Source organism: Kitasatospora sp. NPDC001119, from assembly GCF_053598475.1.
Genome location: NZ_JBSFKI010000005.1, coordinates 18,955 through 45,017, shown reverse-complemented (window position 1 = coordinate 45,017; position 26,063 = coordinate 18,955). Strand labels below are relative to the sequence as shown.

Here is a 26,063-nt window from a genome sequence, read left to right as displayed (position 1 = left end):
AGGATGGAGGGACGATCAGAACGGATCGAATCAGAGGTGGATGCCGCACTCGGTCTTGCCGGAGCCGGACCAGCGGCCGGCCCGGGCGTCCTCACCCTCGCCCGGCTTGCGGGTGCAGGACAACGGGGAGCAGCCGATCGAGGTGTAGCCCTCCCACAGCAGCGGGTTGAGCAGCACGCCGTGGGCGGCGACGTAGGCGTCCACGTCCTCCTGGGTCCAGCGGGCGATCGGGGCGATCTTGACCTTGCGGCGCTTCGGGTCCCAGGACACCACGGGGGTGTTCGCCCGGGTCGGCGACTCGTCGCGGCGCAGCCCGGTCGCCCAGGCGTCGTAGCCGGCCAGGCCCCGGTTGAGCGGCTCGACCTTGCGCAGCGAGCAGCACAGGTCCGGGTCGCGGTCGTGCAGGGCCGGCCCGTGCTCGGCGTCCTGCTCGGCCACCGTCCGCAGCGGGGTGAGCGTGATGACGTTGACCGGCATGGTCGCGGCCACCGCGTCGCGCGTCCCGAGGGTCTCCGGGAAGTGGTAGCCGGTGTCCAGGAACACCACGTCCACCCCCGGGAACACCGAGGACGCCAGGTGGGCCACCACCGCGTCCTCCATCGAGGAGGTGACGCAGAACCGCGCGCCGAAGGTGTCCGCGGCCCACCGCAGGACCTCCTGCGCGGTGGCCTCCTCCAGCTCGCGGCCGGCCCGGACGGCTATCGCCTCGTGGTCAGTCGCGGTGCTGCTCATGTGACGTACCCCCGTGGTTGGTCGGTGACAGCAGGCCGAGGAACTTCAGCTGGAAGGCGCGGCGGCACCCGTGGCACTCCCAGGCGCCGTGCCCGGCCTCGGAGGGGCGCAGGTCCTCGTCCCCGCAGTAGGGGCAGAAGAAAGGGGCAGCGCGCTCACTCATTGCCCACCTCGCTGCGCTCGGCGTTCGCTTCGCGAACAACGTCCTGCCTTTTGGTTCGCTCTCCCCCAGCCTCCGGCCGGGGGTGCCCCCATCGCTCACTCACGACAGCTGCTCCTCGGTCGCCCGGGCCGCCCACTGGGCGAAGCGCTCGCCCTCGGTGCGGTCGGCCTGGTAGCGGGTCAGCACGCGCTCGACGTAGTCGGGCAGGCCCGCGCTGGTGACCTTGAGGCCGCGGACCTTGCGGCCGAAGCCGGCCTCCAGGCCGAGCGCGCCGCCGAGGTGGACCTGGTAGCCCTCGACCTGCTCGCCGTGCTCGTCGGTGACCAGCTGGCCCTTGAGGCCGATGTCGGCGACCTGGATGCGGGCGCAGGCGTTCGGGCAGCCGTTGATGTTGATGGTCAGCGGCTCGGCGAACTCCGGCAGGCGCTGCTCCAGCTCGTCGATGAGCGTGCGGCCGCGCTCCTTGGTCTCGACGATGGCGAGCTTGCAGTACTCGATGCCGGTGCAGGCCATGGTGCCGCGGCGGAACGGCGAGGGGGTGACCCGCAGGTCGAGCGCCTCCAGGCCGGCCACCACGGAGTCGACGTGCTCCTCGGCGATGTCGAGGACGATCATCTTCTGCTCGGCGGTGGTGCGCACCCGGTCGCTGCCGTGGGCGGTGGCGAGGTCGGCGATCCGGCCGAGCAGCTTGCCGTCGACCCGGCCGACGCGCGGGGCGAAGCCGATGTAGTAGCGGCCGTCCTTCTGCCGGTGGACGCCGACGTGGTCGCGCCAGCGGGCGGCGGGCTCGGCCGGGGCGGGGCCGTCGAGCAGCGGGCGCTCGAGGTACTCCTCCTCCAGGACCCGGCGGAACTTCTCCACGCCCCAGTCGGCGACCAGGAACTTGAGCCGGGCGCGGTTGCGCAGGCGCCGGTAGCCGTAGTCGCGGAAGATGCCGATGACGCCGCCGTAGACGTCCGCGACCTCGTCCAGCGGGACCCACGCGCCCAGCCGCACGCCCAGCTTGGGGTTGGTGGACAGGCCGCCGCCGACCCACAGGTCGAAGCCGGGCCCGTGCTCGGGGTGGACCACGCCGACGAAGGAGACGTCGTTGATCTCGTGCGCGACGTCCAGCAGCGGGGAGCCGGAGACCGCGCTCTTGAACTTGCGCGGCAGGTTGGAGAAGTCCGGGTTGCCGATGAAGCGGCGCTGGATCTCCTCGATGGCGGGCGTGCCGTCGATGATCTCGTCCTCGGCGATGCCGGCCACCGGGGAGCCGAGGATGACGCGCGGGGTGTCGCCGCAGGCCTCGGTGGTGGACAGGCCGACGGCCTCCAGCTTCTGCCAGATCGCCGGGACGTCCTCGATCCGGATCCAGTGGTACTGGATGTTCTGGCGGTCGGTCAGGTCGGCGGTGCCGCGCGCGTACTGCTCGGAGACCTCGGCGACCGCCCGCAGCTGGGGGACGGTCAGCCGGCCGCCGTCGATGCGGACCCGGAGCATGAAGAACTCGGCGTCCAGCTCGTGCGGGTCCAGGATCGCGGTCTTGCCGCCGTCGATGCCCTCCTTGCGCTGGGTGTAGAGCCCCCACCAGCGCATCCGGCCGCGCAGGTCGGCGGGGTCGATGGAGTCGAAGCCCCGGTGCGCGTAGATCGTCTCAATACGTGTCCGCACATTGAGACCGTCGTCGTCCTTCTTGAACTGCTCGTTGGCGTTCAGCGGGGTGTAGTGGCCCATGCCCCACTGGCCCTCGCCGCGGTGGCGGGTCACCTTGCGGGCCGCTGCGGGGCGCCGCTCGGCGGCACGGTCGGCCGTGGGCTCGACGGTCTCGGGGGAGGTGGCCATGGTGAAGTCCTTCTGGGCGGATGGCGCTGCTGCCGAATGGGTCGCGGGGCGTGTCCGGCCGTGCGGTACCGCTCTGACCTGCGGATTTCAAGGTCTTGAGGGCGGTGGCCGGGACCGGGCGGGCGCCTGCGCATCCGCTGCGGCGGGGATGGCGGGAAGGTCGGCGCCGGGTGCGGTGGTGCGGCGGAGACGGGGGGCTCAGGTCACCGGACAGATGGCGCTGGACACGCGAAGGAGATCGACGTGGAGTCGACCTACTAGGGTGGTTCCGGCGCTAGGCATGGCAAGAGATTCGCACGGCGCGGGACTCGCGGTCCACTAACATCCAGATACTGGACTCTGAGGTTTCGTCATGTGGGACATCCGGATGTTCCCGCCGCTCCCCGCCCGGACGTCCGGCGACGCGTACGGCGACGCGCCCCCACCCCGCCCGGCCACGCGCCCGTACCCCCGGGGAGATCAACCGCCGGGCCCCGGCCCGATACGGTTGGCCCTGTGCAAGCAGCAGGCGATACGAGCAGAGCGAACGCCGAGCGGCCCTCCCGGCGGCGGGGCAAGGGCTCCCGGCGCGCGGCCAAACAGGCCACCTGGCGCCGCACGGCGTGGGAACTGATCAGGGACACCACCAACACCTGCGTCGAGTACCGGGTCACCGGGCTCGCCGCGGAGGCGGCCTTCTTCACCCTGCTGTCGATCCCGCCGCTGCTGCTCGGGCTGGCCGGCACCCTCGGCTACCTCGACGAGTTCGTCGGCGCGGGCACCATCGCCGGGCTCAAGAAGAGCATCCTCTCGGCCTCCGGGACGGTGCTGTCGGACTCCTCCGTCAACGAGGTCGTGGTCCCGCTGCTGGACGGGGTGTTCGACCGCACCCGGCCCGACCTCGTCTCGATCGGCTTCCTGCTGTCCCTGTGGTCCGGCTCCAGGGCCCTCTACATCTTCATCGACACCATCACCGTCATGTACGGGCTCGACGGCAAGCGGGGCATCGTCAAGACCCGGCTGATGTCGCTCAGCCTCTACTTCGGCGCCCTGGTGATCGGCTCGCTGGTGCTGCCGCTGCTGATGGTCGGTCCGGGACTGCTGGAGAACGCCGTACCGGGGGTGTCCGGGCTGGTCGGCGCGCTCTACTGGCCGGTCGCCATCGTGCTGCTGACCGTCTCGCTGACCACCCTCTACCACCTGGCCGTCCCGGTCTCGACCCCGTGGCGCGAGGACATCCCCGGCGCCCTGGTCGCCCTGGTGGTGCTGGTCTTCTGCAGCGTCGGCCTGCGGGTCTACCTGGTCAGCTCGGTCGAGGGCCCCTCGGTGTACGGCTCGCTGGCGGCGCCGGTGGCCGTCCTGCTGTGGATCTTCGTGGTGGCGCTCGCGGTGCTCATCGGCGCCGCGATGAACGCCGCGATAGACCGCCGCTGGCCCACCCTGGAGACCGCCGACGCGCGCGCCGAGAACGAGCGCGCCCACGAGGAGGCCGCCGCCGCCGTGGTCCGCGAGGTCGCCGCCCGGCGGGCCGCCGAACGGGCCCGGCGCGCCCGCGAACTCGGGCTCGCCGAGGGCGTCGAGGAGGAGTGGGGCGAGGACGAGGGCGAGGACGTGCCCTCCGAGTACCCGGAGCGGTGGGCCGACGTGCTGGCCGCCGACAACGTGCGCGGCCGGCTCACCGCCCGCGGCGGGCCGCACCACCGGCCCGGGCCGCCGCCGCCGGACAGCGACCGGCCGGCCGGGCCGCCGCAGGCGGGCGGGGCGGGGGCGGGGGCAGGGCAGCCGGGGTCGGGCGCTGGGCCTGGGCCTGGGCCTGGGCCTGGGCCTGGGCCGGGTTCGGGGCCGGGGGCGCCGTCCGGGCCGGGGCTGGGGCCGGTGCCGCCTGGGCAGCAGGTGCCGGGGTACCCGCCGAGGCCGCCCCGGCCGCCGTGGGAACAGCGGTAGGCGGGGCGGACGGAAGGTTGACGGCAGGGCCTCTCCCGCGGGTGCGGGGGAGGCCCTGGTGCGTCGGGGCGTGGGGTGCGCCGCGGGTGCGTCGTGGGTCGGGCGGTGGGTCGGGCGGTGGGTCAGGGGGCGGACGGGTTCGGCGGGTGGCCGTACGCGGGGCGCAGCTCGGTCGGGGCGGAGGGGTCGGCGGCGCCGGGGGTGGAGGAGAGCGGTCCCGCCGGGGTCGGGTCCGTCGGGCGCTGGGCTGACGGGTCGTGCGGGGCGTCGGGGTCGGTGGGGCCGTACGGGCCGGGCGCGGACGGTTCGGTTCGTACGGACGGCTCGGCCGGGCGGGCCTGGGCCGGGAGCGGCTCGGGGGAGGGCTGGGCCGGGTCCAGGGCGGTGCGCCCGGAGGAGTCGCTCAGCTTGATCAGCAGCGCCACCATCAGCCAGTTCGCCAGCAGCGACGAGCCGCCGGCGGCCAGGAACGGCAGCGCCTTGCCGGTCAGCGGGACCAGCCCGCTCACCCCGCCGACCACCACGAACACCTGGAGCGCCAGCGCCGCCGACAGACCGGTGGCCAGCAGCTTGCCGAACGGGTCGGTCAGGCCGATCGCGGTGCGCAGGCCGCGCTGGACCAGCAGCACGTAGACCAGCAGGATCGCCGTCACCCCGGCCAGGCCCAGCTCCTCGCCGATGGTGGTGAAGATGAAGTCGCTGCGCCCGGCGAAGCCGATCAGCCAGGGCCGTCCCGAGCCCAGGCCGGTCCCGGTCATGCCCCCGGTGCCCAGGCTGAACAGCGCCTCGGCGGGCTGCTCGGAGATCGCCATGTCGTGCACCGGCTTGTAGTAGTCGAGCGGGTGCAGCCAGGCCTCGACGCGGCCGTGCACATGGGGCTCCACCGTCCCGACCACCGCCGCACCGCCGACCGCCATCAGCAGGCCGAGCACCACCCAGCTGGTGCGCTCGGTCGCCACGTACAGCATGACGATGAAGACGCCGAAGAAGATCAGCGAGGTGCCCAGGTCGCGCTCGAAGATCAGCACCAGCAGGCTGACCACCCAGATCGCCAGCACCGGGCCGGCGTGCCGGCCGCGCGGCAGGGTCAGCCCCCAGACCTTCCGCCCGGCCAGCGCCAGCGCGTCCCGGGAGGCCATCAGGTACCCCGCGAAGAAGATCGTGATCGCGACCTTCACGAACTCGTCCGGCTCGAAGGAGAGCCCGAACAGCCGGATCCAGCGCTTGGCGCCGAAGCTGTCGCCCGGGGAGAGCACCGGCGCGGCCAGCAGGATCAGCGCACCCGCCATCAGCAGGTAGACATAGCGCTGGAAGAAGCGGTGGTGCTTGACGAAGACGATCAGCGCGAGCGCCGCCGCCACCGAGATGAACACCCACATCAGCTGGGAGGGCGCCGCCGGGAGCTTCTGGTAGTCGCCCTTGGCGGCGTGCGCGGCCTTGTAGCTGAAGTCCAGCCGGTCCAGCAGCACCAGCCCGAAGCCGGTCAGGAAGACGCCCAGCGGCAGGATCAGCGGATCGGCGTACGGGGCGAACCGGCGCACCGCCAGGTGGGCCGCCCCGGCCAGCGCGCCCAGCGACAGGCCGTGCACCAGCAGCCCGGGCGGCATCCTGCCGGTGAGCGCCAGGTCGGCGTCGATGTGTCCCGCCAGACAGACGGCCACCGCGAGGGCCAGGAGGCCCAGTTCGATGTTGCGGTGGCGCGCCGCCAGCCGGCGGCCGTCGCCGCGTGCAGTGGTTCGCACCCTTGTCATCCCCTTGTCGGCCACGTGGCGGGTCTCGCCGACGGGGCATCCTGCCAGACGTTTGTGTCTTCGCCCGCGGTTGCGGAAAAGAGGGGACGGAGGGCAGAACTTTGCCTGGGCAAAGCTTTGTTGGGGCTTGGTAAAGCTTTGTTCAGGCCCGGGTATAGAGGCGGGCCCCGGGTGCGGCGGGGGCGCGGCCGAGGGACATCATGGCCGGGCGCCGGGGTGCTCCGGTGTCGGGGTTCCCGATCGGCGGGTCCCGGCCGATGGGATTCGCGACAGGCGGGGACCACCGGGACGAGCGAGGTGAGCGGGCGGATGGGCGCGGTGCTGGACGGCGCGATGGGTGCTCCGGCGGGTGGCCTGGTGGGCGGCCCGGCGGGCGGTCCGGTGGGCGGTCCCGCCTCGGTGCTCGCCTACAGCGGGCCGCCGCCGTGGCAGTGGTCCGACCTGGCGACCTCCTGGACGGCCGAGCCGCTGGTGCTCGCGCTGTCGGTGCTGCTCGGCGCCTGGTACCTGGCGGCGGTGCGCCGCGTCAACCGGGCCGGCGGGGCCGGGAGCGGGGGTGGGGCTGGTTCCGGGGTCGGGGTCGGGGCCGGGTTCGCCGGCGGGCGCTGGCAGCCCACCCGTACCGCCGCGTTCCTCGGCGGGCTGCTGCTGTGGATCTGGTGCACCTGCTCGGGCCTCGGCGTGTACGACCGGATCCTTTTCACCGACCGGGCCGTGCAGGTCGTGCTGCTCCTGATGGTCGTCCCGCTGCTGCTGGCGCTCGGCGCGCCGGTCTCGCTGCTGGTCGAGGCGGCGCCGGCGGCCCGGCGGGAGCGCGTCCTGCGGGCGCTGCGCAGCCGGCCGTCCAAGGTGCTGATGTTCCCGGCGGTCTCCACCGCGCTGCTGATGGCGCCGCCGTGGCTGCTCTACTTCACGCCCTGGTACGAGTGGTCGGTGTCCAGCGGGCTCGGGAACGTGGTGCTGCACCTGGCGCTGGTGCTGCTCGGCCTCGCGTACTTCTGGCCGCGCCTGCAGCTCGACCCGGTCGGGCACGAGTACCCGCACCTGGTCGGGCTGTTCATCACCTTCGCCGAGGTGATCTTCGACGCGGGGCTCGGGATCGTGCTGATCTACGGCGGGCACCTGGTCGCCGAGCACTACTACCTGGCGCTCGGGCGGCCGTGGGGGCCGAGCCCGGCGCAGGACCAGACCTGGGGCGGCAACGCGTTCTGGGTGCTGGGGGACCTGGTCGGGCTGCCGTTCCTGGCCGCGCTGGTGCGGCGGATGGTGGTGCAGGGGCGGGAGGAGACCGAGGCGGTGGACGCCGAGCTGGACGCCCGCTTCGCGGCGGCGGCCGAGCGGGCGCGGGAGACGGGGCAGCCGGAGGAAGAGGAGACCGGGATGCGGCCGTGGTGGCTGGACGACCCGAACCTCAAGCACCGGTACGGAGGGTAGGGCGCGGCGGGGGCGGGTGTCTGGTGGCGGGGTGGCCGGGCCTGGCGGGGTGGCCGAGTTTGGCGGGGTGGCCGGGCAGCCGGGTGGCCGGGTCTGGCGGGGTGGCCGAGCGGCTGTTCGCGGCGGGCCAATTATGGCCCTTCGAGGCCTTCCCGACGGCCTCTTGCCCGCATTTCCGCAGGTCAAAAATAGGTTGGCCGGGATCCCCCGCTCCGCTAGCGTGTGACACATCCGGTTCGGGGGCCATTGGGCCGCCCGAGGAGTAGAGAGCAGGAGGTGAACCCCGTGGTCGTTGTCGCCCCGATAGCTGCCCAGGGCAGCACTCGCGTTCACCTCCTTTTCCCGGCCGCCGGCTGAGCCCTTCGCGCCAGCCGTAGCCCGCCGGGACATCTCCTCCCGAAGGGCCACTGCGTTGTTCAACGCTGCCTCCGTTCCGTCGTTCTCTTCTTCCTCCTCTTCCTCGACCTCCGCTGACGCCTCCGGGCTGACCGGCTACGGCTGGACGGCCGAGCTCGCGGAGCTGTTCACCCCGTTCGGCGAGGCCGGGCTGCTCCCGGCGCGGATCGTCCGGGTCGACCGCGGCCAGTGCGATGCCGTCATCGCCGACCCGGAGACGGGCGAGCCGCGCACCGTCCGGTTCGACACCCGGCCGGTGGGCGACGCCGACATGATCAACTGCCCGTGCACGGGCGACTGGGCGGCCGTCGACCTGTACGCCCAGCCGATGGCCTCCGTCGCCGCGCTGCTGCCGCGCTCCACCGCGATCATCCGCAAGGTGGCCGGCAAGCGCTCCGACGGCCAGGTGCTGGCCGCCAACGTCGACACCGTGCTGATCGCCTCCTCCCTCGCGACCGATCCCGACCTCGGCCGGATCGAGCGCTTCCTCGCCCTGGCCTGGGAGTCCGGCGCCGATCCGCTGGTCGTCCTCACCAAGGCCGACCTCGTCGACGACGCCGACTTCATCCGGGCCGACGTCGAGGCGGTCGCCCCCGGGGTCACGGTGGTCGTGGTGAGCGCCGAGACCGGCGAGGGCATGGACGTGCTCCGCGCCTGCACCCCCGGCACCACCGCGGTGATCGGCCAGTCCGGTGTCGGCAAGTCCACGCTCACCAACGCCCTGGCCGGCTCCTCGGTGATGACCGTCCAGGAGGCCCGCGAGGTCGACCAGAAGGGCCGCCACACCACGACCACCCGCGAGCTGATCCCGCTGCCCGGCGGGGGCGTGCTGATCGACACCCCCGGGCTGCGCGAAGTCGGCCTCTACGGTGGCGAGGGCGTGGACCTGGCCTTCGCCGACATAGCCGAGCTGGCCGAGGACTGCCGCTTCCACGACTGCGGCCACCACACCGAGCCCGGCTGCGCGGTGCGGGCGGCGCTGGCCGACGGCACCCTGCCGCAGCGCCGGATGGACAGCTACCTCAAGCTCCAGCGCGAGAACGAGTGGATCGCCTCGCGGTCGGACGCCCGGGTGGCCAAGGCGCGGCTGAAGAAGTGGAAGACGATCAACAAGTCGATGCGAGCCGCGGGAGGTCCGGTGAAGCGCTGAACCCCGGCACCGGCCGGCCGCCGAGCCACGGCCGCCGGCCTCCGCCGGGCCCACCCGGTTCAGCGGAGGTCGGCCGCCAGGCGGAAGCTCTGCAGGACCACCGGAGTGCTGTCGTCCACGGTGAAACCCGGGTCGTCGAGGGCGTCGAGCATCTCCGGACTGCGCCAGAACCGCTCGTGCACCGCACGCCACTCGGCCACGCTGGTGCACCCCTCGCCCTCGTCCAGGGCGTGCTGGAGGTCGACCTCCGCGAGCGGGACCACCCGGACGTCCGTGGTCTCGATCACGGCGACCCTGCGGCCGTCCGAGTCGAGGACCGCGGAGAGCTCACCGGGCAGCGGCAGGGGCTCGCCCTCGTGGTCGTAGTCGGCGACCAGGCCGGTGGTGCTGGTCTTGGCGCCGTCGAGGATCGCCGCGACCAGCTGGTCCCGCAGCGGGCCGGGGAACGCGAACTCGGCCGGAGGCAGGGCGACGACGCGCGGGTCGTCCGGACCGGTGTAGGGGTGCTGCTCGCTCATGCCGCGAGGGTAACGGCGGGACGGCTGGCGGGCCCGCGAATTTCGGGCCCGGGGCTCTCGGCGCCCGGTGCCCGGCCGCTGGAGCCCGGGGCCAGGAGCCTAGGAGCCCAGGCTCCCGGTGCCCGGAGCCCAGGTGCCCAGGCCCGGGGCGTGCAGGGGTGCCGTGCCGTGCGGGTGCTCTCGGGCGCGGGTCGGCGAATGGGCGGGCCAGCAGTCCTCCGGGCCAAGGCGCCATGGGCCGCTGGGCCGATGGGCCATGGGGTGAGGTGGTGGGTGGGTGGTGGGGAGGGTGGGGGCGGGGGAAGGGGGAGGGCCCCCCGAAGCAGGGAACGGCGACGATCAACGGTGATGTCCGATTCCCGCCAGTCACCCCCCGCCCAGTGCCGCAAACTGGACAACGTGATCGACGACGACATCCGGTACCGAGCCGTGGACAGCCGCGACTCCCGCTTCGACGGGGTCTTCTTCACGGCGGTCACCTCCACCGGCATCTACTGCCGTCCGAGCTGCCCCGCCGTGACCCCCAAGCGGGTCAACTGCGTCTTCTACCCCAGCGCCGCGGCCGCCCAGGGGGCCGGCTTCCGCGCCTGCCGCCGCTGCCGCCCCGACTCCGTGCCGGGCTCGCCCGAGTGGAACCAGCGCGCCGACCTGGTCGGCCGGGCGATGCGCCTGATCGGCGACGGCGTGGTGGACCGCGAGGGCGTGGCCGGCCTGGCCGACCGCCTCGGCTACAGCTCCCGCCAGCTGCAGCGCCAGCTGACCGCCGAGCTGGGCGCCGGCCCGATCGCGCTGGCCCGCGCCCGTCGTGCGCAGACCGCCCGCCTGCTCCTCCAGACCACCGAACTGCCCGTCACCGACATCGCGTTCGCGGCCGGCTTCGCCTCCGTCCGCCAGTTCAACGACACCGTGCGCGAGGTCTACGACCGCACCCCCAGCGGCCTGCGCGCCGAGGTCGCCGCCGGTCGCCGCATCGCGACTCCGGCCGGCGGTCTCACCCTGCGCCTGGCCTACCGCGGTGCGCTGGACAGCGAGCACCTGATCGACTTCCTCGCCCTGCGCGCCGTCCCCGGCGTGGAGGAGGTCGTCCCCGGCGCGCGCCCCGGCATGCGCGTGTACCGCCGCACCCTCGCGCTGCCGTACGGCCACGGCATCGCCGAGGTCGAGGGCCTGGCGCCGGGCGAGCCGCCCACCCGGGGCTGGCTGGACTGCCGCCTGCTGCTCGCCGACCTGCGCGACCTGCCGACCGCCGTCCAGCGCCTGCGCATCCTCTTCGACCTGGACGCCGACCCGCTCGCGGTCGACGAGCAGCTCGGCGCCGACCCGCTGCTCGGCCCGCTGGTCCGCGAGCGCCCCGGGCTGCGCTCGCCCGGTCACGTGGACCCGCACGAGCTCGCCGTCCGCGCCGTTCTCGGCCAGCAGATCACCGTCGTCGCCGCCCGTACCCTGGCGGGACGGCTCGCCGAGAAGTACGGCACCGCGCTGCCCGAGCCCAGTGGCGGCCTGCGCCTGCTCTTCCCGACCGCGGCGGCCCTGGCCGCCGCCGATCCGGAGGACTTCGCGATGCCCGCCACCCGCCGTCGCGCGCTCATCGGCCTGTGCGGCGCGCTGGCCGAGGGCACGGTCCGGCTCGACAGCGGGGTCGACCGCGAGGAGGCCGCGGCCGGCCTGCTGGACCTGCCCGGCATCGGCCCCTGGACGGTCGGCTACCTGCGGATGCGGGCCCTGGCCGACCCCGACGTCTTCCTCCCGAGCGACGTGGGCGTCAAGCACGGCCTGCTCCGCCTCGGCGCCGCCGGGGACCCGAAGTCCGCCGCCCGCGCCGCCGAGTCCTGGGCCCCGTGGCGCTCCTACGCCGTCCACCGGCTGTGGGCCGGCCCCGCGACCACCGGCCCCGCAGGCACCGGCCCCGCAGGCACCGGGACCGACACCGGGACCGACACCGACATGAGCACCAGCATCAGTACCAGCGACACCAGTAGCACCAGCACCGGAACGGAGATCGGACGAGCATGAGCACCACCGTCTACACCACCATGGAGAGCCCCTTCGGCCGGCTGCTGCTCAGCGGGGTGCTGCCGGAGGACGGCGGACCGGCCGCGCTGGCCACCGTCACCGTGCCCGGCCAGAAGTACGCGCTGGCCGAGCCCGCCGACGACTGGGTGCGCGACCCCGAGGCGCTCGCCGAGCCGGTCGCCCAGCTGACCGACTACTTCGCCGGCAAGCGCACCGGCTTCGACCTCCCGCTCGCGCCCGAGGGCACCGAGTTCCGCCGCAGGATCTGGGCCGCGCTGGACGAGATCCCGTACGGCACCACCGTCACCTACGGCGAACTCGCCGAGCTGGCAGGGCAGGAGCCGCGCATGGTCCGCGCGGTCGGCGGCGCGGTGGGCGCCAACCCGCTGCTGATCGTCCGGCCCTGCCACCGGGTGCTCGGCGCCGGTGGCGCGCTCACCGGCTTCGCCGCCGGCGTGGACCGCAAGCGCTGGCTGCTGGATCTGGAGGGCGGCACCCTGTTCTGACCGCCGAGGCCCACGGCAACCTCGAACGCCGAACGCGAGCGATCAACTCCGAAGGTCCACCCGCCAGTTGTTGCTCCGCATGAACCGCCCGGGCGGGAACTCGAAGTCCGTCTCGCCGAGCAGTGTGAACCCCGCCTTCGCGCAGACCGCGTTGGAGGCGGGGTTGTCCACCGAGGGGAAGGCGTGCAGGTGGGGGTGCGCGGCCTCGCGGCGGGCGGCCGCGACCGCCGCGCGGGTGGCGGCAACCGCGATGCCCCGGCCCTGGAAGCCGGGCAGCACGTTCCACCCCATCTCATGGACGGTCCGACCCTCCCACGTCCGGGTGCCGTAGCCGACCGTCCCGACCGCCCCGCCCTCGGGCAGCAGCACGATCCGGTACATGCAGCCGAGCCCGGACGGGACGAAGTCCAGGTAGCGCCGGTGCCGTACGAGCAGCCGCTCCTCGCTCTCCGGCCCGCCGACGTGCTTCTTCATCTCCGGTGTGTTGACCCGGCGCAGCAGTGCGAGGTCGTCGTCCGTCCAGGGCTCGATGCGTACGTCCGCGGTGGTCATGCCGGGGACGGTAGCGCCGGACGGGCCCCGGCGACCAGTGATTTCCGGCCGGCCGGCTTCCCGCAGGGCGGTTTCCCGCAGGCCGGTTTCCCGTCGGTGGCTTCCTAGCCGGCGGCGGGCCCCTGCTCGGGCCCGGTGCCCGGCTGGGCGAGGGCGCGGGCGAGCTGTTCCAGCGCGGGCAGCGCGTCGACGACCGCCGTGCGGTCGGCCGGGTCGAGGGTGCCGAGCGCGGCGGCGATCCGGCGTTCGTGGGCGTGCTGCCAGTCGTCCAGCTGTCGGCGCCCGGCCGGGGTGAGGGCGATCCGGGCGGTGCGGCGGTCGCCGGGGTCGGCCTGGCGGTCGACGAAGCCGGCGTCGAGCAGCTTGCCGACCAGTCCGCTGACGGTGTTGGGCGCGAGCCGCTGTCGCGCGGCCAGTTCGCCGACCCGCAGCGGTGCGGCGGCCAGGGTCTGGAGGAGTTCGACCTGCGCCATCGGCAGGGACTCCCACGGGTAGTCGGTGCGGATGCTGCTGCGCAGCGCGCGGCGCAGCCGGGTGACGGTGTCGGTCAGCCGCCGGGCGTGCTCGACCGCCGGGTCGGGACTTCCGGTGGCGGGGTCGGGAACGTGTGGTGACGACGGCATGGCGGACAGCGTATCGCCTGGTACGGGGCGGTTCGGCGGCCGGTTCGGGCCTCGGGGCCGCACGGTGTTGCGGCTCTGTTGCGGGCCTCGCGGCGGGGGTCCCTCCGGCACCGTCCGTACCGTGGGACGTCTCCTGTCGCAGAGCGAGCTGCTCGTAGAAAGAACATATCTGTATCCGATATATTCGTGTCATGAATGCCACTGCCCTTGCCACGAGGCTGCTCACCGAGCGGCCCCGGCCGCGTGGCATAGCCGGCTGGCGCCACGCCCACTGGCTCGCCGTCGGCACGGTCTGTCTCGGAGCCTTCCTCGGCCAGCTCGACGCCAGCGTCATCGCCCTGGTCTTCCCCGCCCTCGGCCGCCACTTCGGCGCGGGCTTCGCCGCCGTCGAGTGGGTCGCCCTGGCCTACCTGCTGGTCCTGGTCGCCCTGCTGGCCCCGATCGGCTGGCTCTCCGACCTGGTCGGCCGCAAGACGATGTACATCGGCGGCTTCGCGGTCTTCGGCCTCTCCTCGCTGGGCGCCGGATTCGCCGGCGGCCTCTGGGTCCTGGTCGGCCTCCGCGCCGTCCAGGCGGTCGGCGCCGCGATGATGCAGGCCAACAGCGTCGCCCTGGTCGCGCGCGGCGTCCCCGGGCACGCGATGCGGCGCGCGCTCGGCATCCAGGCCTCCGCCCAGGGCCTCGGCCTGGCGCTCGGGCCCATCCTCGGCGGGATGCTGGTCGAACACGCCTCGTGGCGCTGGGTTTTCTGGGTCAACGTGCCGATCGCGGTGTTCGGCATCCTGGCCGGCTGGTACCTGCTGCCCCGCACCCGGACGGCCGGCGCCCCGACCGATGCCCCGGCCGCCGTACCGGGCCCCCGCGAGGGCCGGACCGGCACCCACCGGACAGCCGCCCACCGGACCGCCCCCCGCGAGGCCGCCCGCTTCGACCTGCCCGGCCTGCTGCTGCTCACCGGGGCGACCACCACGCTGCTGCTCGCCCTGTCCACCGCCTCCGGACTGCCCCTGCCCGGCTGGGCGGTGGCCGCCCTGCTGCTCGCCTCCGCCGTCCTGGCCCTGGCGCTGGTGCGCCAGGAGCGGCGGGCCGCCCGGCCGATCCTGGCGCCCGGGTTGGTCAACACCCCGGGCGTGCGCTCCGGCCTGGTGGTGGCGCTGATCGGCTACCTGCTGCTGTTCTGCCCGCTGGTGCTGGGCCCGGTGCTGCTCACCGGCGCGGGCGTGTCGACGGCCCACGCGGGCCTGGTGGTCACCCTGCTGCCCGCCGCGTTCGCCTTCGCCGCGACCGTCGGCGGCGGGTGGCTGCCCCGGGGCTGGTCGGACGTGACCAGGTGCCGCTTCGGCGCGCTGCTCACGGCCGTCGGACTGCTGCTGTTCGCCCTGCTGCCGGCCTCGGACGCGGTGGCGTTCCCGCTGCTGGTCGCCGGTTACGGACTGGGCCTGCTGCTGCCCGCCAACAACGCCCTGGTGATGCGGGCGATCCCGGCCCAGTGCTCGGCGGTCGGCGGCGGCATGGTCAACATGGCCCGCAGCCTCGGTACGGCGCTCGGCATGGCGCTGTCCGTCCTCGGTGTCCACCTGGCGGGCGCCGCGTCCGGTGGGCGGACGGTGCTGCTCGCCCTCGCCGCCGTCGCGGCCGCCGCCGCACTGCTCACCCGGCCCGTCCGCACCCGAAGGACCGGACCCTAGGCGTCCGTACGGGCGTTCAGGGTGTCCTGGGCGCGGTTGAGGCCGCGCCGGACCAGGGTCTCCAGGGCGTCCGCGCAGCGGTCCAACTCGCCGGGCATGGCGGCCAGTTCCTCCTCCGAGAACTTCTTCAGCACGAAGTCCCCGACGCTCCGGCCCTTCGGGGGGCGGCCGATGCCGAAGCGCAGCCGGACGAAGTCCCGGGTGCCGAGCACCTCGCCCACCGAGCGCACGCCGTTGTGGCCGCCGGGGCCGCCGCCGCGCTTGAGCCGGGCGGAGCCGAAGGGGAAGTCCAGGTCGTCCTGCACGACCACCAGCCGTTCGACCGGGACGCCGTGGCGGCGCAGCAGCGCGGCCACCGGGCGTCCGGACAGGTTGATGGACCACCACAGCGGCTTGGCCAGCAGCACCCGGTGGCCGTCGATGCCGATCTCGGCGGTCAGGCCGGCGAGCCCGCTCCGGCGGAAGCGGGCGCCGTGCCGTTCGGCGAGCCGGTCCACGGCGAGGAAGCCCGCGTTGTGGCGGGTGAGCCGGAACCAGGGGCCGGGGTTGCCGAGTCCGGCGATCAGCCAGGGGGCGTCGGGGGTCATGCGGGGGTGCTCCGAAGGGGGTTCTGAAGGGGGCGGGGAAGAACGGCGGACGGCCGGGGCGCGGCCGGGACGGTACGGGACCGTCCCCGCCGGCGCCCCGGCCGTCCGGGGAACGCGCGGAACGCGGAACAGGTGGAACAGCTGGAAGAGACCGAACAGGCCGAGCGGGGCGACCGCTCAGGAGGCGGGCACGCCGGGTTCGGCGCCGCGCTCCTTGAGCATGTCGGTCATCAGCTGGAGCTCGGAGGTCTGGGCGACCACCATCGACTGCGCCAGCCGCTTCTCGGTGTCGTTCCGGGCCTTGTCGACATAGCCCTGGGCCATCTCGACGCCGCCCTTGTGGTGCTCGATCATCAGCTGGAGGTAGAACACCTCGGCGTCCCGCCCGTTGAGCGTGCGCAGCTTCGCGATCTGGGTGTTGGTGGCCATGCCGGGCATCAGCGAACCGTCGTGGGCCTGGTACTCGTGGCCCATCTTCATCCACGCCATCGGCGTGGCGGTCGAGTGCTGGGACAGCCCCCACTGGTCCAGCCAGCCCATCATCATCCCGCGCTGGTTGGCCTGGGTGTTGATGATGTCGAAGGCCAGGGTGCGGGTCGGCTCGTCGGCGGTGCGGTCCCGGACGACGAACGACAGGTCCACCGCCTGCTGGTGGTGGGTCGCCATGTCGCGGGCGAACCCGGCCTCGGGGGAGTCGTCCGCCGGGACGGACAGCGTGGACGAGCCGGACGCCGAGGTCCCGCTCGCCACCAGGGCCGGCACCCCGAGCGCCAGCGCCACGGCGGCGGCCAGCGCGGCCGGCCACCACAGGCGGCGGCGGCGCGGGGCCGCGCCGTCCTCCGTACCGTCCAGGTCGTCCGGGCGGTCCGCGTCGGCGGTCACATCTGCCCCATGGTGCAGGAGGCGCCCGGCTCCTGGGTCTGCTTGCCCTGGACGTACTTGGTGAAGAACTCCTCCACCCGCGGGTCGCTGGCGCTGTCCACGGTCAGCTGGGTGCTCCAGGCGTTCAGGGTGATGGTGCCCTGCTCGTCCGGGTACGGGCTCATCATCGAGTACGGGGTCTTCTTGACCTTGTCGGAGAGGGTCTTGATGTCGTCCGGGGTGGCCTTGCCGTTGTACGTCACCCAGACCGCGCCGTGCTCCAGCGAGTGGACGGCGCGCTCGTTCTCGAGCGGCTGGTCGTAGACGTGGGCCATGCAGTCCGCCCAGATGGCGTTGTGGTCGCCGCCGACCGGCGGGGTCATCGGGTAGGTGACCTTGTCCTTGACGTGGGTGCGGCTCAGCTCGCCGAAGGTCTTCACGCCCGGGATGTCCGCGTTGGCGGCGGCCTGCTTGTCCTTCTTCTTCTGGTTCTGGTCCATGACGACCCAGGTGCCGGTGGCGATCGCACCGACCACCAGCACACCGGCCACCACCGAGGCGACGATCTTGTTGCGGCGGTCGCGGCGCTGCTCGGCGGCGCGCAGCTCGGCGATCCGGGCACGGCGGTCGAGGCCGTCCTGCTTGCCGCCGGGCTTGTTGGACTGCTTGGAGGAGGAACCCATGGTGGTCGTCCTTGTCCCCGCCGCACCGGTCGGTGGCGGCGGTCAGGTGGAGTGAGAGGAGGGACGGATCCGTCGGCGGCTGCGCCGGCGGTGGGTTCCGCTCAGGACCGGTGGACCTGGAGTTCGTGCAGGTCGGGAACCGGGTGCGCGCCGTCCAGCAGGCCGGCGGGCACCACCCGGGGCTGCGCGTCGGGCGCGGTCGGGGTCAGCGGTGACACGGCGGGCTGCGGCTGCGGCGGCGGGTTCGGCAGCTGGGCGTCCTGCGGGCAGTACGGGTGGCTGGAGCAGCCGTTGTTGCGCGGAGGCTGGCCGTCGGCGGTGCAGAGGATCCAGTGCCCCTGCTCCTCGGCCGTCCGGTGGTGGTCCGAGGGGTTCGCGGACTTGGCGACCTTCGCGGCACGGCCGGTGTAGGACGCGTGCCCGGTGGCGACCTGGACGCTGACCACGCTGACCACCGTGACGGAGCCGGCCGGGGCCGCGGCCGCCGTCGGATGGCCGGAGCCGTCCACCGCCTTCGCCTGGCCCGCGCACGGCAGCAGCGTCAGCAGCGCGACGAGCAGCAGGACCAACAGCCCACCTGCCGGGCGGCCCGCGGATGCGGCCCTCCCCGGTCGGGGCGAACTGGGGGCCGACGCGGTCATGCGCACATTTAATCAGCCGAACGAGTGATGCGATGCCCCCCACCGGCCCCCATTTTCGGCGGCCCGTACGCCCGGATGACCAGGAAACACCCTGCTCCGGACACATCCGGCAAGCACGGACGGAACGGAAGCGGACGAACGGATGACGCGCCCGGGACCGGGCTCGCGAACCGGCAGGTGAGCGCGGTGGCCGGGACTTTCCGGTGGGTGACCGGTTGTCGCCGAAACCCGGACAGGGTCCTCGCGGGTGGAGAACAATGTCGTCAGCCCGGCCCGCCCGGGGGCGGCGCGACCACGGAACGACCAGGAGCCGTCAGATGAGCAAGCAGGGTGCACCGGCACAGCCGCACCGGCCGGACGACGGCTGGTGGGACGCCGTCTACGACGGTCCGGCGGGCACCCTCCCGGACACCCCGCACGCCGACCCGGGGGACGGCAGCGTGGACGACTGGTTCGACACGGCGGTCGGGCTCATCGGGCAGCAGCGGTCGGCGGAGCCGGAGGTGCGGCCGGATCCGGAGCCGGAGGTGGCGGTTGCGGCGGCTGTGCCGGAGGTCGGGGCCGGGGCTCCCGCGGAGCCTGACGGGTCGGAGGGCGCGGACAACCGGGACAGCATCGACGACTGGTTCGACACCGCGGTCGGCGTGATCGGCGGGGCGGAGGGGATCGGGCGACAGCGGACCTCCTCCGAGACCCACCACGTCCCGGCCCCCGCCTTCGCCGAGGACGCGCCGAAGCCCGCGCCGGAGCCGGAGGTACAGCCGGAGCCGGTACCTGAGCCCGAGCCGGTACGTGAGCCGGAGGCCGTACCGGTCCCGGACCCGGTCTCGCTGGAGAAGCCCACCCCGCCGCCCGCCCCCACCCCGCCGCCCGCCCCCGAACCGCCGCCCGCCCCCGAACCGGAGCCCGAGCCCGAGCCGGAGCCCGTCGTCGCCGAGGCGCCGGCCGAGCCGGAGACGGCGGAGGAGCCGGAAGCCCCCGCGCCCGTCCCCGACCCCCGCCTGGCCATCCGCGCACCGCTCGCCGACGGCGGCGCCGCCGTCCCGCACGTCGGCGAGCGCCCGCCGACCTACGGACCCGAGCCGACGGCCGTACCCGAGGCGGACCCGGGCGCACTGCGCGCGCTCGTACCGGACACCGTGCTGGACGGCGCCCAGTACGGGCCGTCCGTGCTGCGCGCCGCCTCCGTCCGGGGTGACTCCGCGCGCTACCGGGGCGAGCCGCGCCGCGACGCCCTGCTGGTCACCCGGTTCGGCGAGGGCCCCGACGGCCTGCTGCTCGCCGTCCTCGGCGGCTTCGACCGTACGGGCGGCGCCGAGGAGGAGGCGCTCACCGCCGAGGCGGTCGCGGCGGCCACCGGGGAGGCGTGCCACCAGCTCGCGGCCGCGATCGGGCGCAGCCGGGCCGGCCTGGCCGCCGACCTGCGCGCCGGCGCCCGCGACCGGCTCCGCTACGGCCTCCAGCGCCTGGCCACCGGTGCCGCCGCCCCGCTGCGCGCCCTGGTGCCCCGGGAGGAGGAGGACGCGCCGTCCCCGGCGCTGCTGCACTGCCTGCTGGTGTCGCTGGACCCGGAGGCCGGCTACCGGGCGGCCTTCGGCGTCGGCCCGGGCGGGCTCTACCTGCTGCGCTCCGGCCACTGGATCGACGCCTACGCGGCCCGCCTGCTGCACCATCCGGACGGCCAGCCGCCGGTCCCCGAGGCCCCGGTTCCCGGTCCGCGCCCGTTCCGCTTCCGGCTCGTCCCCGTGACGCCGGGCGACATCCTCCTGCTCTGCACCCCCGGTCTCGCCCGCCCCATCGCCGACGAGCCGGCCGTCGCCCACTTCCTCTCCACCCACTGGACCCACCCGCACCCCCCGGGCACCGTCGACTTCCTCCGCCAGGTCCAGGTCCGCGCCAAGGGCTACGCCGACGACCGCACGGCCGCCGCCATCTGGACCGAGTGACCGGGGAGGGCGGCGGCGGGATGCGGAGCGGCGGGGTGCGGTCCCGGGCCGGTCAGGCCGGCAGCCGGCCGTCGAGGAGGAAGGCGGTGAGCGGGTCGCGGATCCGGGGGTCGGTGAAGTCGACGCCGTGCCCGGTGGCGTCCACCGTGACCATCGCCGCCCGGTGGCCGAAGGCCGACCGGACCTGACGGGCCCCGGAGTACGGCGTCGAGGCGTCGTAGCGGTTCTGGAGCATCAGGATGTTCCGCGGCCCGTCCGGGTTCGGGCGCACCGGCGGTTCCTCAGGGCGGTAGTGCCAGAACGCGCAGGGCCAGACGTTGCCGGACATGCCGGCGGTGAGCGGGTAGCGCTGCCGGTCGGCCGCGGTGCGGGCGGCGTAGACGGCGGGGTCGCGGGGCCAGGCGGAGTCGCCGCAGATCACCGCGGACTGGGCGGCGACGAAGTTGTCCGGGATGACCGACGGGAGGCCGCTGCCGGGGGAGCCTCCCGGCGGCGGGGCGGTGCGGGTGGCGGCCATCCGCAGCACCGTGGCGGCCAGCGGGTAGTAGCGAGGTTTGGTGAGCGAGGCGTAGACGACGGCCCGAAGGGTGTTGCCGGTGAGGGTCCGGCCGTCGGGCAGGCCGAACGGCGCGCGGTCGAGCTCCTCGGCGAGCCGCAGGTAGGCGGCCCGTACGGCTTCGGGGGTGGCGCCCAGGTGGAGGGTGTCGTCGCGGGCGGCGAGGTACCGGGCGAGGGCCGGGAAGGCCTCCTCGGTGCCCTCGCTGAACAGGCCGATCGCCTGCTGCTCCCCGCCGGGGGCGACCGTGCTGTCCAGCACCAGGTGCTCGGCGCGGGTGGGGAAGAGGCTCGCGTAGACCTGGCCGAGGTAGGTGGCGTAGGAGGAGCCCAGGTAGGAGATCCGGTGGACGCCGAGGGCGGCCCGGATCCGGTCGAGGTCCCGGGCGGAGTCGGCGGTGGTGATGTCGGCGAGGTACGGGCCGCTCGCGGCGGCGCAGGCGTCGGCGATCCGCCGGGCCAGGTCGAGGTTGGCGGTGATCGAGCCGTCGGGGGCGGGGAAGGGGTAGTTGAGTTCGGCGGCGCGCTCCTCGGCGGGCAGGTCGCAGTGCACGGGGGTGCTGTTGCCGACGCCGCGCTCGTCGAAGCCGATCAGGTCGTAGGAGCGCAGGACGTCGGGCGGCAGGAAGGCGGTGGCCTCCCCGGGGTAGTCGAGGCCGGAGCCGCCCGGTCCGCCGGGGACCACCACGAGGTCGCCGTGGCGGTGGGCCGGGTCGGCGGTGCGGATCCGGGAGACGGTGAGCGTGAGGGTCCCGGCGCCGGGGTGGCGGTAGTCGCGGGGGACGCGCAGCGTCGTGCACCGCTGGCGCGGGTCGCGGGGAAAGGGCGTGCCGTTGGCGTTGGGGGTCGGGGCCGGGCAGGGCCCCCAACGGAGGGCGGTGGGCGCGGCGTCGGCCGTCGGCGGGGCGACGGCCGCGGGCAGGAGCAGGAGGGAGAGCAGCAGGCCACCGGTCGCGGCCGTGCGGCGCAGGATCGCGGTCATACTCTGACGGTAGGTCGGCTCGGCGGCCCCGGCTTCGGAGCGGGGGTGGAGGTCGGCGGCCGGTTCTCCACCCGCCGTTCTCCACCCGGTGGTTGAGCCGAAGCCAAAGCCGAAGCCGGACCCGGATCCGGGGCCGGAACCGGAGCCGGTCAGGCCGCGGGGCCGCTCAGGTGCGCAGGAGGATGCCGGTGACGGCGGTGGCCTGGGTGAGGGCGGTGTCGCGGTGGGCGTCGGGGAGGCCGATGGCGACGGGGACGGCGAGGCCGTCGAGCAGGGCGCGGATCTGGGCCGCGCGGTCGGCGGCGGGGCCGGGGGTGAAGCGGCCGGTGGCGGTGCCCTCCTCGATGAGGGCGACCAGGTCGGCCTGCCAGGGGGCCTCGATCTCCTGCTGGCCCTGGCGGATCTCGGCGCTCGCGGGGGAGCGGCCCCACACCTCGACCCAGAGGATCCAGCGCGGGTCGCCCGCGCCCTCCGGCAGGTAGAGGCGCAGGTAGGCGTCGAGGCGCTGCCAGGCGTCGAGGGTGTGGTCGGCGAGGGCCTCGCGGCGGCGGGCGCCGAGCTGGTCCTCGCTCCAGCGGAGGGTCTCCAGCAGCAGCTGGTCCTTGCTGCCGAAGTAGTAGAGCAGGTGTCCGGCGCTCATCTGGAGCTGTTTGCCGAGCCCGGCCATGGTGAGCTTGGCGAGCCCGTGTTCGGCGATCGCGGCCCGGGCGGTGGCGAAGACCTCCTCGCGGGGGCGGGCCGGCCGGCGCGGGCGGGGGTCGGCCATGTGGGGTTCTCCTCGGTGGGCCTGAGCGTGGGAAGGCGGCGCGGAACGCGGGAAGGCGGCCCGGGCGGGGGCGTACGGCCCCCGCCCGGGCGGGGCGTCAGAGCGCCTTCGGCTGCTGCTGGGTGATGCAGTGGATGCCGCCGCCGTTGGCGAAGATCTCGCGGGCGTCGACGAGTTCGACGGTGCGGCCCGGGTAGGCCTCGGCGAGGATCGCGGCGGCCTCCTGGTCGCGCGGGTCGTCGAAGGCGCACAGGACGACGGCGCCGTTGGCCACGTAGTGGTTGATGTAGGAGTAGTCGACCGGCTCGCCGTCCTCGTCCAGCAGGACGGTGGGGGCGGGCAGTTCGAGGACCTCCAGCGGCCGGCCCTGGGCGTCGGTGGAGGCGCGCAGCACGGCGACCAGTTCGCGGCAGACCTCGTGGTCCGGGTGCGAGGGGTCGGGCTGGACGTGGGCGACCACGACGCCGGGGCGCACGAAGGAGGCGACGATGTCGATGTGCCCGCGGGTGCCGAACTCGTCGTAGTCGCGGGTGAGTCCGCGCGGCAGCCAGATCGCCTTGGTGGTGCCGAGGAAGGCGTGCAGCTCGGCCTCGACCTCCTCCTTGGTCCAGGTCGCGTTGCGGCCCTCGCCGAGCTGGACGGTCTCGGTGACGAGGACCGTGCCCTCGCCGTCGACGTGGATGCCGCCGCCCTCGTTGATCAGCCGGGAGGCGAAGCGCCGGACGTCCGTCAGTTCGCTGATGTGCTCGGCGATGTGCTGGTCCTTGTCCCAGCGGGCCCAGGACTGGGCGCCCCAGCCGTTGAAGATCCAGTCGGTGGCGGCCAGCGAGCCCTTGCCGTCGATCAGGAAGGAGGGGCCGATGTCGCGCATCCACGCGTCGTTCAGCGGGCGCTCGACGATCTCGACCTTCTCGGAGACGTACGTGCGCGCCTGCTCGGTCTCGCCGGTGTTGACGATCAGCGTCACCGGCTCGTACCGGACGATGGTGTCGGCGACGGCGGCCCAGGCCTGGCGGGCGGCGTGCAGCTGCTCGGGGCCGTCGAAGGTGGGGTTGGTGGTGGGGAAGGCCATCCAGGTGCGGTCGTGCGGGTGCCACTCGGCGGGCATCCGGTAGCCGAGGGAGGCGGGCGTGGCGGTGGTCATCGTGAAGTCCTAAGCGGTCAGAGGAAGTAGAGGCGGCTGAGGGAGACGCTGTCGGCGGGTTCGGAGCGCAGCGGCGAGCCGTCCAGGGAGACCAGGCCGGTCTCGGTGACCTCGACGTGGCCGATGCGGGCGTTGCGCACCATGTCGCGCGGTCCGATGCCGCGGGTGTTCCGTACGCCGACCCGGCGGCGGCGGGTGGGCAGCCCGTCGGCGGCCTGGTCGAGGTAGGCGCCGTCGGCGGCGGCCTGGGCGACGAAGGCCACCGAGATGTCGGCGGCGGTCGCGCCGTGGGCGCCGAACTGCGGTCCCAGGACGAGCGGTTCGCAGCGGTCGGTGGAGGCGTTGGGGTCGCCGACCACGCCGTAGGCGGGGAAGCCGGCCTTGAGGACCAGTTGCGGCTTGGCGCCGAAGTGGTCGGGGCGCCACAGCACGATGTCGGCGAGCTTGCCGATCTCGATGGAGCCGACCTCGTGGGAGAGGCCGTGGGCGATGGCCGGGTTGATGGTGAGCTTGGCGATGTAGCGCAGCACGCGCTCGTTGTCGTCGCCGCTCTCCGTCGTCCCGTACGAGCCGGCGCCGTCGAGCGGGCCGAGTTCGGCCTTCATCTTCCCGGCCATGGCGAAGGTGCGGCGCACGGTCTCGCCGGCCCGGCCCATGCCCTGGGCGTCGGAGGAGGTGATGCCGATGACTCCGAGGTCGTGCAGCACGTCCTCGGCGCCCATGGTGCCGGCCCGGATGCGGTCGCGGGCCATCGCGGCGTCGCCGGGCAGGTCGGGCTTGAGGTCGTGGGCGGAGACGATCATGTCGTAGTGCTCGCCGAGCGCGTCCCGCCCGAACGGCAGCGTCGGGTTGGTGGAGGAGCCGATGACGTTCGGCACGCCCGCCATCTTGAGGACGTTGGGGACGTGTCCGCCGCCGCAGCCCTCGATGTGGAAGGCGTGGATGGTCCGGCCGTCGAGCACCTTGAGGGTGTCCTCGACGGAGAGGCACTCGTTCAGCCCGTCGGTGTGCAGGGCGACCTGGACGTCGTACTCCTCGGCGACCCGCAGCGCGGTGTCCAGGGCGCGGGTGTGCGCGCCCATGTCCTCGTGCACCTTGAAGCCGGACGCGCCGCCCTCGGCCAGCGCCTCGATCAGCGGGGCCTCGTCGGAGGACGAACCGCGGCCCAGGAAGCCGATGTTGACGGGCCAGGCGTCGAAGGAGTTGAAGGCGTGCCGCAGCGCCCAGGGGGAGTTGACGCCGACGCCCCAGACCGGGCCGAACTCCTGGCCGATGATGGTGGTGACGCCGGAGGCCAGCGAGGCCTCCATGATCCGCGGCGAGAGCAGGTGGACGTGGGTGTCGACGGCGCCGGCGGTGGCGATCAGGCCCTCGCCGGAGACGATCGTGGTGCCGGTGCCGACGACCACGTCGACGCCGTCGAGGGTGTCGGGGTTGCCGGCCCGCCCGATCGAGGCGATCCGGCCGCCGATCAGGCCGATCGAGGTCTTGCGGACGCCCTGGACCGCGTCGATCACCAGGACGTTGCTGATCACCACGTCGCAGGTGTCGCGGACGGCGGCGGGCTTGAGGTGCAGGCCGTCCCGGGCGGTCTTGCCGAAGCCGGCCAGGAACTCGTCGCCGGGCGCCTGGGAGTCGGACTCGACCCGGACGATCAGTCCGCTGTCGCCGAGCCGGACCCGGTCCCCGGCGCGCGGGCCGTGCACGGCGATGTAGTCGTGCGGGGTGATCGCGCTCACGAGGGCACCTCCGCGTCGTCGAAGCCGGTCAGGTAGCCGGTCGCGCGGGCCTTCGCCAGGGCGGCCTCCTTCGCGCCGGGCGCGTCCAGCGGCCCGTCCACGAGCCCCGCGAAGCCGATCGCGACCCGCTTTCCGCCGATCGGCACCAGGCCGACCTCGACGGTGGCGCCCGGGTCGAAGCGCACCGAGGAGCCGGCCGGCACGGCCAGGTGGGTGCCGTAGGCGGCGGCCCGGTCGAAGGCCAGCCGGGGGTTGGCCTCGAAGAAGTGGAAGTGCGAGGTGACCGAGATCGGCACCCCGGAGGTGTTGTGCACGGGGAGCAGCAGCGTCTCCTCGACCGGGTCGTAGCCGGCGCCGTCGCCGATCAGCGCGCTGCCGGGGGCGTCGTCGCCGAGCGAGCCGGCGCCCTTGAACGGGTCGTTGACGACGGCGAGGCGGGTGCCGTCCTCGAAGACCGCCTCGACCTGGACGACGGTGACCACGTCCGGCACGCCGGGCAGCACCTCGTCGGCGGTGAGCACGGAGCGGCCGGCCTCGATGGCCTCGGCGAGGCGGCGGCCGTCGCGGGCGGCCTCGCAGACGGTGTCCGCGATCAGGGCGGTGGCCTCGGGGATGTTGAGGCGCACGCCCCGGGCGCGGCGGGCGCGGGCCAGTTCGGCTGCCGTGAAGATCAGCAGCCGGTCCCGCTCGGTGGGGGTCAGTCGCACGGTTCCTCGCTCGCGGTCGCCGGGAAGGGGGTCGGCTCGGGTCCTCGGGGGCTGTCGGGATCGATGTTAGAACGGCGTTCAAACATCTCGGGGTCATTGAACCCGCAGCGGGCCGCCCTGTCCAGCGTTGCCGCTCCGCGGGCGTTCGGCCCGCCGGGCGGGGGACGGGGGTGAGCGGG

General features: G+C 74.1%; 24 protein-coding genes. 7 read left to right on the top strand and 17 right to left on the bottom strand.

Annotated features, from left to right (window positions below; translation table 11 throughout):
• Window positions 1-30: 30 nt before the first annotated feature.
• From ACWDD9_RS07570 to ACWDD9_RS07555, 4 genes are all read right to left on the bottom strand, one after another.
• A complete protein-coding gene (locus tag ACWDD9_RS07570) occupies window positions 31-732 on the bottom strand; it encodes a phosphoadenylyl-sulfate reductase (protein ID WP_117487354.1) in 702 nt (233 codons plus the stop codon).
• On the bottom strand, window positions 713-895 hold the full coding sequence (locus ACWDD9_RS07565) for a hypothetical protein (RefSeq protein ID WP_030060859.1): 183 nt from the start codon (window positions 893-895) through the stop codon (window positions 713-715). The genes ACWDD9_RS07570 and ACWDD9_RS07565 overlap by 20 nt, the downstream gene beginning before the upstream one ends.
• 99 nt (window positions 896-994) lie before the next feature.
• Window positions 995-2,719, bottom strand: a complete 1,725-nt coding sequence (locus ACWDD9_RS07560) for a nitrite/sulfite reductase (protein ID WP_449811086.1) — start codon at window positions 2,717-2,719, stop codon at window positions 995-997.
• Between the two features lie 198 nt (window positions 2,720-2,917).
• The gene (locus ACWDD9_RS07555) at window positions 2,918-3,001 is read right to left on the bottom strand and encodes a putative leader peptide (RefSeq protein WP_310593185.1); all 84 of its coding nucleotides are present in this window, start codon (window positions 2,999-3,001) and stop codon (window positions 2,918-2,920) included.
• Window positions 3,002-3,214: 213 nt separating this feature from the next.
• On the opposite strand from ACWDD9_RS07555, the gene ACWDD9_RS07550 reads away from it, so the two are divergent.
• A complete protein-coding gene (locus ACWDD9_RS07550; protein ID WP_449811085.1) occupies window positions 3,215-4,642 on the top strand; it encodes a YihY/virulence factor BrkB family protein in 1,428 nt (475 codons plus the stop codon).
• 122 nt (window positions 4,643-4,764) lie between these two features.
• On the opposite strand, the gene ACWDD9_RS07545 is transcribed toward ACWDD9_RS07550, so the two are convergent.
• Window positions 4,765-6,393, bottom strand: a complete 1,629-nt coding sequence (locus ACWDD9_RS07545; protein ID WP_380777412.1) for an FtsW/RodA/SpoVE family cell cycle protein — start codon at window positions 6,391-6,393, stop codon at window positions 4,765-4,767.
• Between the two features lie 297 nt (window positions 6,394-6,690).
• Between ACWDD9_RS07545 and ACWDD9_RS07540 the strand changes: the two genes are divergently transcribed.
• Both ACWDD9_RS07540 and rsgA read left to right on the top strand, forming a co-directional pair.
• Window positions 6,691-7,827: a cytochrome c oxidase assembly protein gene (locus ACWDD9_RS07540; RefSeq protein ID WP_449811084.1), complete on the top strand. Its 1,137-nt coding sequence runs from the start codon at window positions 6,691-6,693 to the stop codon at window positions 7,825-7,827.
• 412 nt (window positions 7,828-8,239) lie between these two features.
• The gene (gene rsgA / locus ACWDD9_RS07535; protein ID WP_449811083.1) at window positions 8,240-9,373 is read left to right on the top strand and encodes a ribosome small subunit-dependent GTPase A; all 1,134 of its coding nucleotides are present in this window, start codon (window positions 8,240-8,242) and stop codon (window positions 9,371-9,373) included.
• Between the two features lie 59 nt (window positions 9,374-9,432).
• Here the strand turns inward: rsgA and ACWDD9_RS07530 are convergent, their stop codons facing one another.
• On the bottom strand, window positions 9,433-9,891 hold the full coding sequence (locus tag ACWDD9_RS07530) for an ASCH domain-containing protein (RefSeq protein WP_049658651.1): 459 nt from the start codon (window positions 9,889-9,891) through the stop codon (window positions 9,433-9,435).
• A 348-nt stretch (window positions 9,892-10,239) separates the two neighbouring features.
• Here ACWDD9_RS07530 and ACWDD9_RS07525 point away from each other — a divergent pair, with 348 nt between their 5' ends.
• Together ACWDD9_RS07525 and ACWDD9_RS07520 are read left to right on the top strand one after the other, a co-directional pair.
• Window positions 10,240-11,904 carry a DNA-3-methyladenine glycosylase 2 family protein gene (locus tag ACWDD9_RS07525; RefSeq protein WP_449811082.1) on the top strand — a complete coding sequence of 555 codons (1,665 nt, stop codon included), beginning with the start codon at window positions 10,240-10,242 and terminating at the stop codon, window positions 11,902-11,904.
• Entirely contained in the window at window positions 11,901-12,410 is a 510-nt protein-coding gene (locus ACWDD9_RS07520; RefSeq protein ID WP_049656108.1) for a methylated-DNA--[protein]-cysteine S-methyltransferase, read from the top strand. Before ACWDD9_RS07525 ends, ACWDD9_RS07520 begins: the two co-directional genes overlap by 4 nt.
• Window positions 12,411-12,452: 42 nt before the next feature.
• Here the strand turns inward: ACWDD9_RS07520 and ACWDD9_RS07515 are convergent, their stop codons facing one another.
• Window positions 12,453-12,962 carry a GNAT family N-acetyltransferase gene (locus ACWDD9_RS07515; protein ID WP_449811081.1) on the bottom strand — a complete coding sequence of 170 codons (510 nt, stop codon included), beginning with the start codon at window positions 12,960-12,962 and terminating at the stop codon, window positions 12,453-12,455.
• Window positions 12,963-13,066: 104 nt separating this feature from the next.
• Complete coding sequence (locus tag ACWDD9_RS07510; protein WP_049656105.1) at window positions 13,067-13,585, bottom strand: MarR family winged helix-turn-helix transcriptional regulator; 519 nt, start codon at window positions 13,583-13,585, stop codon at window positions 13,067-13,069.
• A 191-nt stretch (window positions 13,586-13,776) separates the two neighbouring features.
• On the opposite strand from ACWDD9_RS07510, the gene ACWDD9_RS07505 reads away from it, so the two are divergent.
• Window positions 13,777-15,273 carry an MFS transporter gene (locus tag ACWDD9_RS07505; protein WP_449811080.1) on the top strand — a complete coding sequence of 499 codons (1,497 nt, stop codon included), beginning with the start codon at window positions 13,777-13,779 and terminating at the stop codon, window positions 15,271-15,273.
• On the opposite strand, the gene pth is transcribed toward ACWDD9_RS07505, so the two are convergent.
• The 4 genes from pth to ACWDD9_RS07485 all read right to left on the bottom strand — a co-directional run bounded on the left by pth (window position 15,270) and on the right by ACWDD9_RS07485 (window position 17,973).
• On the bottom strand, window positions 15,270-15,860 hold the full coding sequence (pth, locus tag ACWDD9_RS07500; protein WP_375873911.1) for an aminoacyl-tRNA hydrolase: 591 nt from the start codon (window positions 15,858-15,860) through the stop codon (window positions 15,270-15,272). The two genes, ACWDD9_RS07505 and pth, sit on opposite strands and share 4 nt — an antisense overlap.
• Before the next feature lie 177 nt (window positions 15,861-16,037).
• Window positions 16,038-16,712 carry a DUF305 domain-containing protein gene (locus tag ACWDD9_RS07495; RefSeq protein WP_396276730.1) on the bottom strand — a complete coding sequence of 225 codons (675 nt, stop codon included), beginning with the start codon at window positions 16,710-16,712 and terminating at the stop codon, window positions 16,038-16,040.
• A 26-nt stretch (window positions 16,713-16,738) separates the two neighbouring features.
• Window positions 16,739-17,404: a DUF3105 domain-containing protein gene (locus ACWDD9_RS07490; protein WP_049656099.1), complete on the bottom strand. Its 666-nt coding sequence runs from the start codon at window positions 17,402-17,404 to the stop codon at window positions 16,739-16,741.
• A gap of 101 nt (window positions 17,405-17,505) precedes the next feature.
• Window positions 17,506-17,973 (bottom strand): hypothetical protein, encoded by a 468-nt coding sequence (locus ACWDD9_RS07485; protein WP_074001015.1) that lies wholly within the window; start codon window positions 17,971-17,973, stop codon window positions 17,506-17,508.
• Window positions 17,974-18,362: 389 nt separating this feature from the next.
• On the opposite strand from ACWDD9_RS07485, the gene ACWDD9_RS07480 reads away from it, so the two are divergent.
• Window positions 18,363-19,991 (top strand): protein phosphatase 2C domain-containing protein, encoded by a 1,629-nt coding sequence (locus ACWDD9_RS07480; RefSeq protein WP_449811079.1) that lies wholly within the window; start codon window positions 18,363-18,365, stop codon window positions 19,989-19,991.
• Between the two features lie 52 nt (window positions 19,992-20,043).
• On the opposite strand, the gene ACWDD9_RS07475 is transcribed toward ACWDD9_RS07480, so the two are convergent.
• From ACWDD9_RS07475 to ACWDD9_RS07455, 5 genes are all read right to left on the bottom strand, one after another.
• A complete protein-coding gene (locus ACWDD9_RS07475) occupies window positions 20,044-21,528 on the bottom strand; it encodes an alpha/beta hydrolase (RefSeq protein WP_449811078.1) in 1,485 nt (494 codons plus the stop codon).
• Between the two features lie 166 nt (window positions 21,529-21,694).
• On the bottom strand, window positions 21,695-22,294 hold the full coding sequence (locus tag ACWDD9_RS07470; RefSeq protein WP_375873908.1) for a TetR/AcrR family transcriptional regulator: 600 nt from the start codon (window positions 22,292-22,294) through the stop codon (window positions 21,695-21,697).
• 97 nt (window positions 22,295-22,391) lie between these two features.
• Entirely contained in the window at window positions 22,392-23,438 is a 1,047-nt protein-coding gene (locus ACWDD9_RS07465) for an agmatine deiminase family protein (protein ID WP_117487341.1), read from the bottom strand.
• A 17-nt stretch (window positions 23,439-23,455) separates the two neighbouring features.
• Window positions 23,456-25,177, bottom strand: coding sequence for an urease subunit alpha (locus ACWDD9_RS07460; protein WP_375873907.1), 1,722 nt, complete (start codon window positions 25,175-25,177; stop codon window positions 23,456-23,458).
• Window positions 25,174-25,884: an urease subunit gamma gene (locus tag ACWDD9_RS07455; RefSeq protein WP_449811077.1), complete on the bottom strand. Its 711-nt coding sequence runs from the start codon at window positions 25,882-25,884 to the stop codon at window positions 25,174-25,176. Before ACWDD9_RS07455 ends, ACWDD9_RS07460 begins: the two co-directional genes overlap by 4 nt.
• Window positions 25,885-26,063 lie beyond the last annotated feature (179 nt).

Coding starts and splice junctions, on each gene's coding strand:
- ACWDD9_RS07570 (WP_117487354.1), bottom strand. CDS start 732: ATGAGCAGCACCGCGACTGACCACGAGGCGATAGCCGTCCGGGCCGGC.
- ACWDD9_RS07565 (WP_030060859.1), bottom strand. CDS start 895: ATGAGTGAGCGCGCTGCCCCTTTCTTCTGCCCCTACTGCGGGGACGAG.
- ACWDD9_RS07560 (WP_449811086.1), bottom strand. CDS start 2,719: ATGGCCACCTCCCCCGAGACCGTCGAGCCCACGGCCGACCGTGCCGCC.
- ACWDD9_RS07555 (WP_310593185.1), bottom strand. CDS start 3,001: ATGCCTAGCGCCGGAACCACCCTAGTAGGTCGACTCCACGTCGATCTC.
- ACWDD9_RS07545 (WP_380777412.1), bottom strand. CDS start 6,393: ATGACAAGGGTGCGAACCACTGCACGCGGCGACGGCCGCCGGCTGGCG.
- ACWDD9_RS07530 (WP_049658651.1), bottom strand. CDS start 9,891: ATGAGCGAGCAGCACCCCTACACCGGTCCGGACGACCCGCGCGTCGTC.
- ACWDD9_RS07525 (WP_449811082.1), top strand. CDS start 10,240: ATGTCCGATTCCCGCCAGTCACCCCCCGCCCAGTGCCGCAAACTGGAC.
- ACWDD9_RS07520 (WP_049656108.1), top strand. CDS start 11,901: ATGAGCACCACCGTCTACACCACCATGGAGAGCCCCTTCGGCCGGCTG.
- ACWDD9_RS07515 (WP_449811081.1), bottom strand. CDS start 12,962: ATGACCACCGCGGACGTACGCATCGAGCCCTGGACGGACGACGACCTC.
- ACWDD9_RS07510 (WP_049656105.1), bottom strand. CDS start 13,585: ATGCCGTCGTCACCACACGTTCCCGACCCCGCCACCGGAAGTCCCGAC.
- ACWDD9_RS07505 (WP_449811080.1), top strand. CDS start 13,777: ATGAATGCCACTGCCCTTGCCACGAGGCTGCTCACCGAGCGGCCCCGG.
- pth (WP_375873911.1), bottom strand. CDS start 15,860: ATGACCCCCGACGCCCCCTGGCTGATCGCCGGACTCGGCAACCCCGGC.
- ACWDD9_RS07490 (WP_049656099.1), bottom strand. CDS start 17,404: ATGGGTTCCTCCTCCAAGCAGTCCAACAAGCCCGGCGGCAAGCAGGAC.
- ACWDD9_RS07480 (WP_449811079.1), top strand. CDS start 18,363: ATGAGCAAGCAGGGTGCACCGGCACAGCCGCACCGGCCGGACGACGGC.
- ACWDD9_RS07475 (WP_449811078.1), bottom strand. CDS start 21,528: ATGACCGCGATCCTGCGCCGCACGGCCGCGACCGGTGGCCTGCTGCTC.
- ACWDD9_RS07470 (WP_375873908.1), bottom strand. CDS start 22,294: ATGGCCGACCCCCGCCCGCGCCGGCCGGCCCGCCCCCGCGAGGAGGTC.
- ACWDD9_RS07465 (WP_117487341.1), bottom strand. CDS start 23,438: ATGACCACCGCCACGCCCGCCTCCCTCGGCTACCGGATGCCCGCCGAG.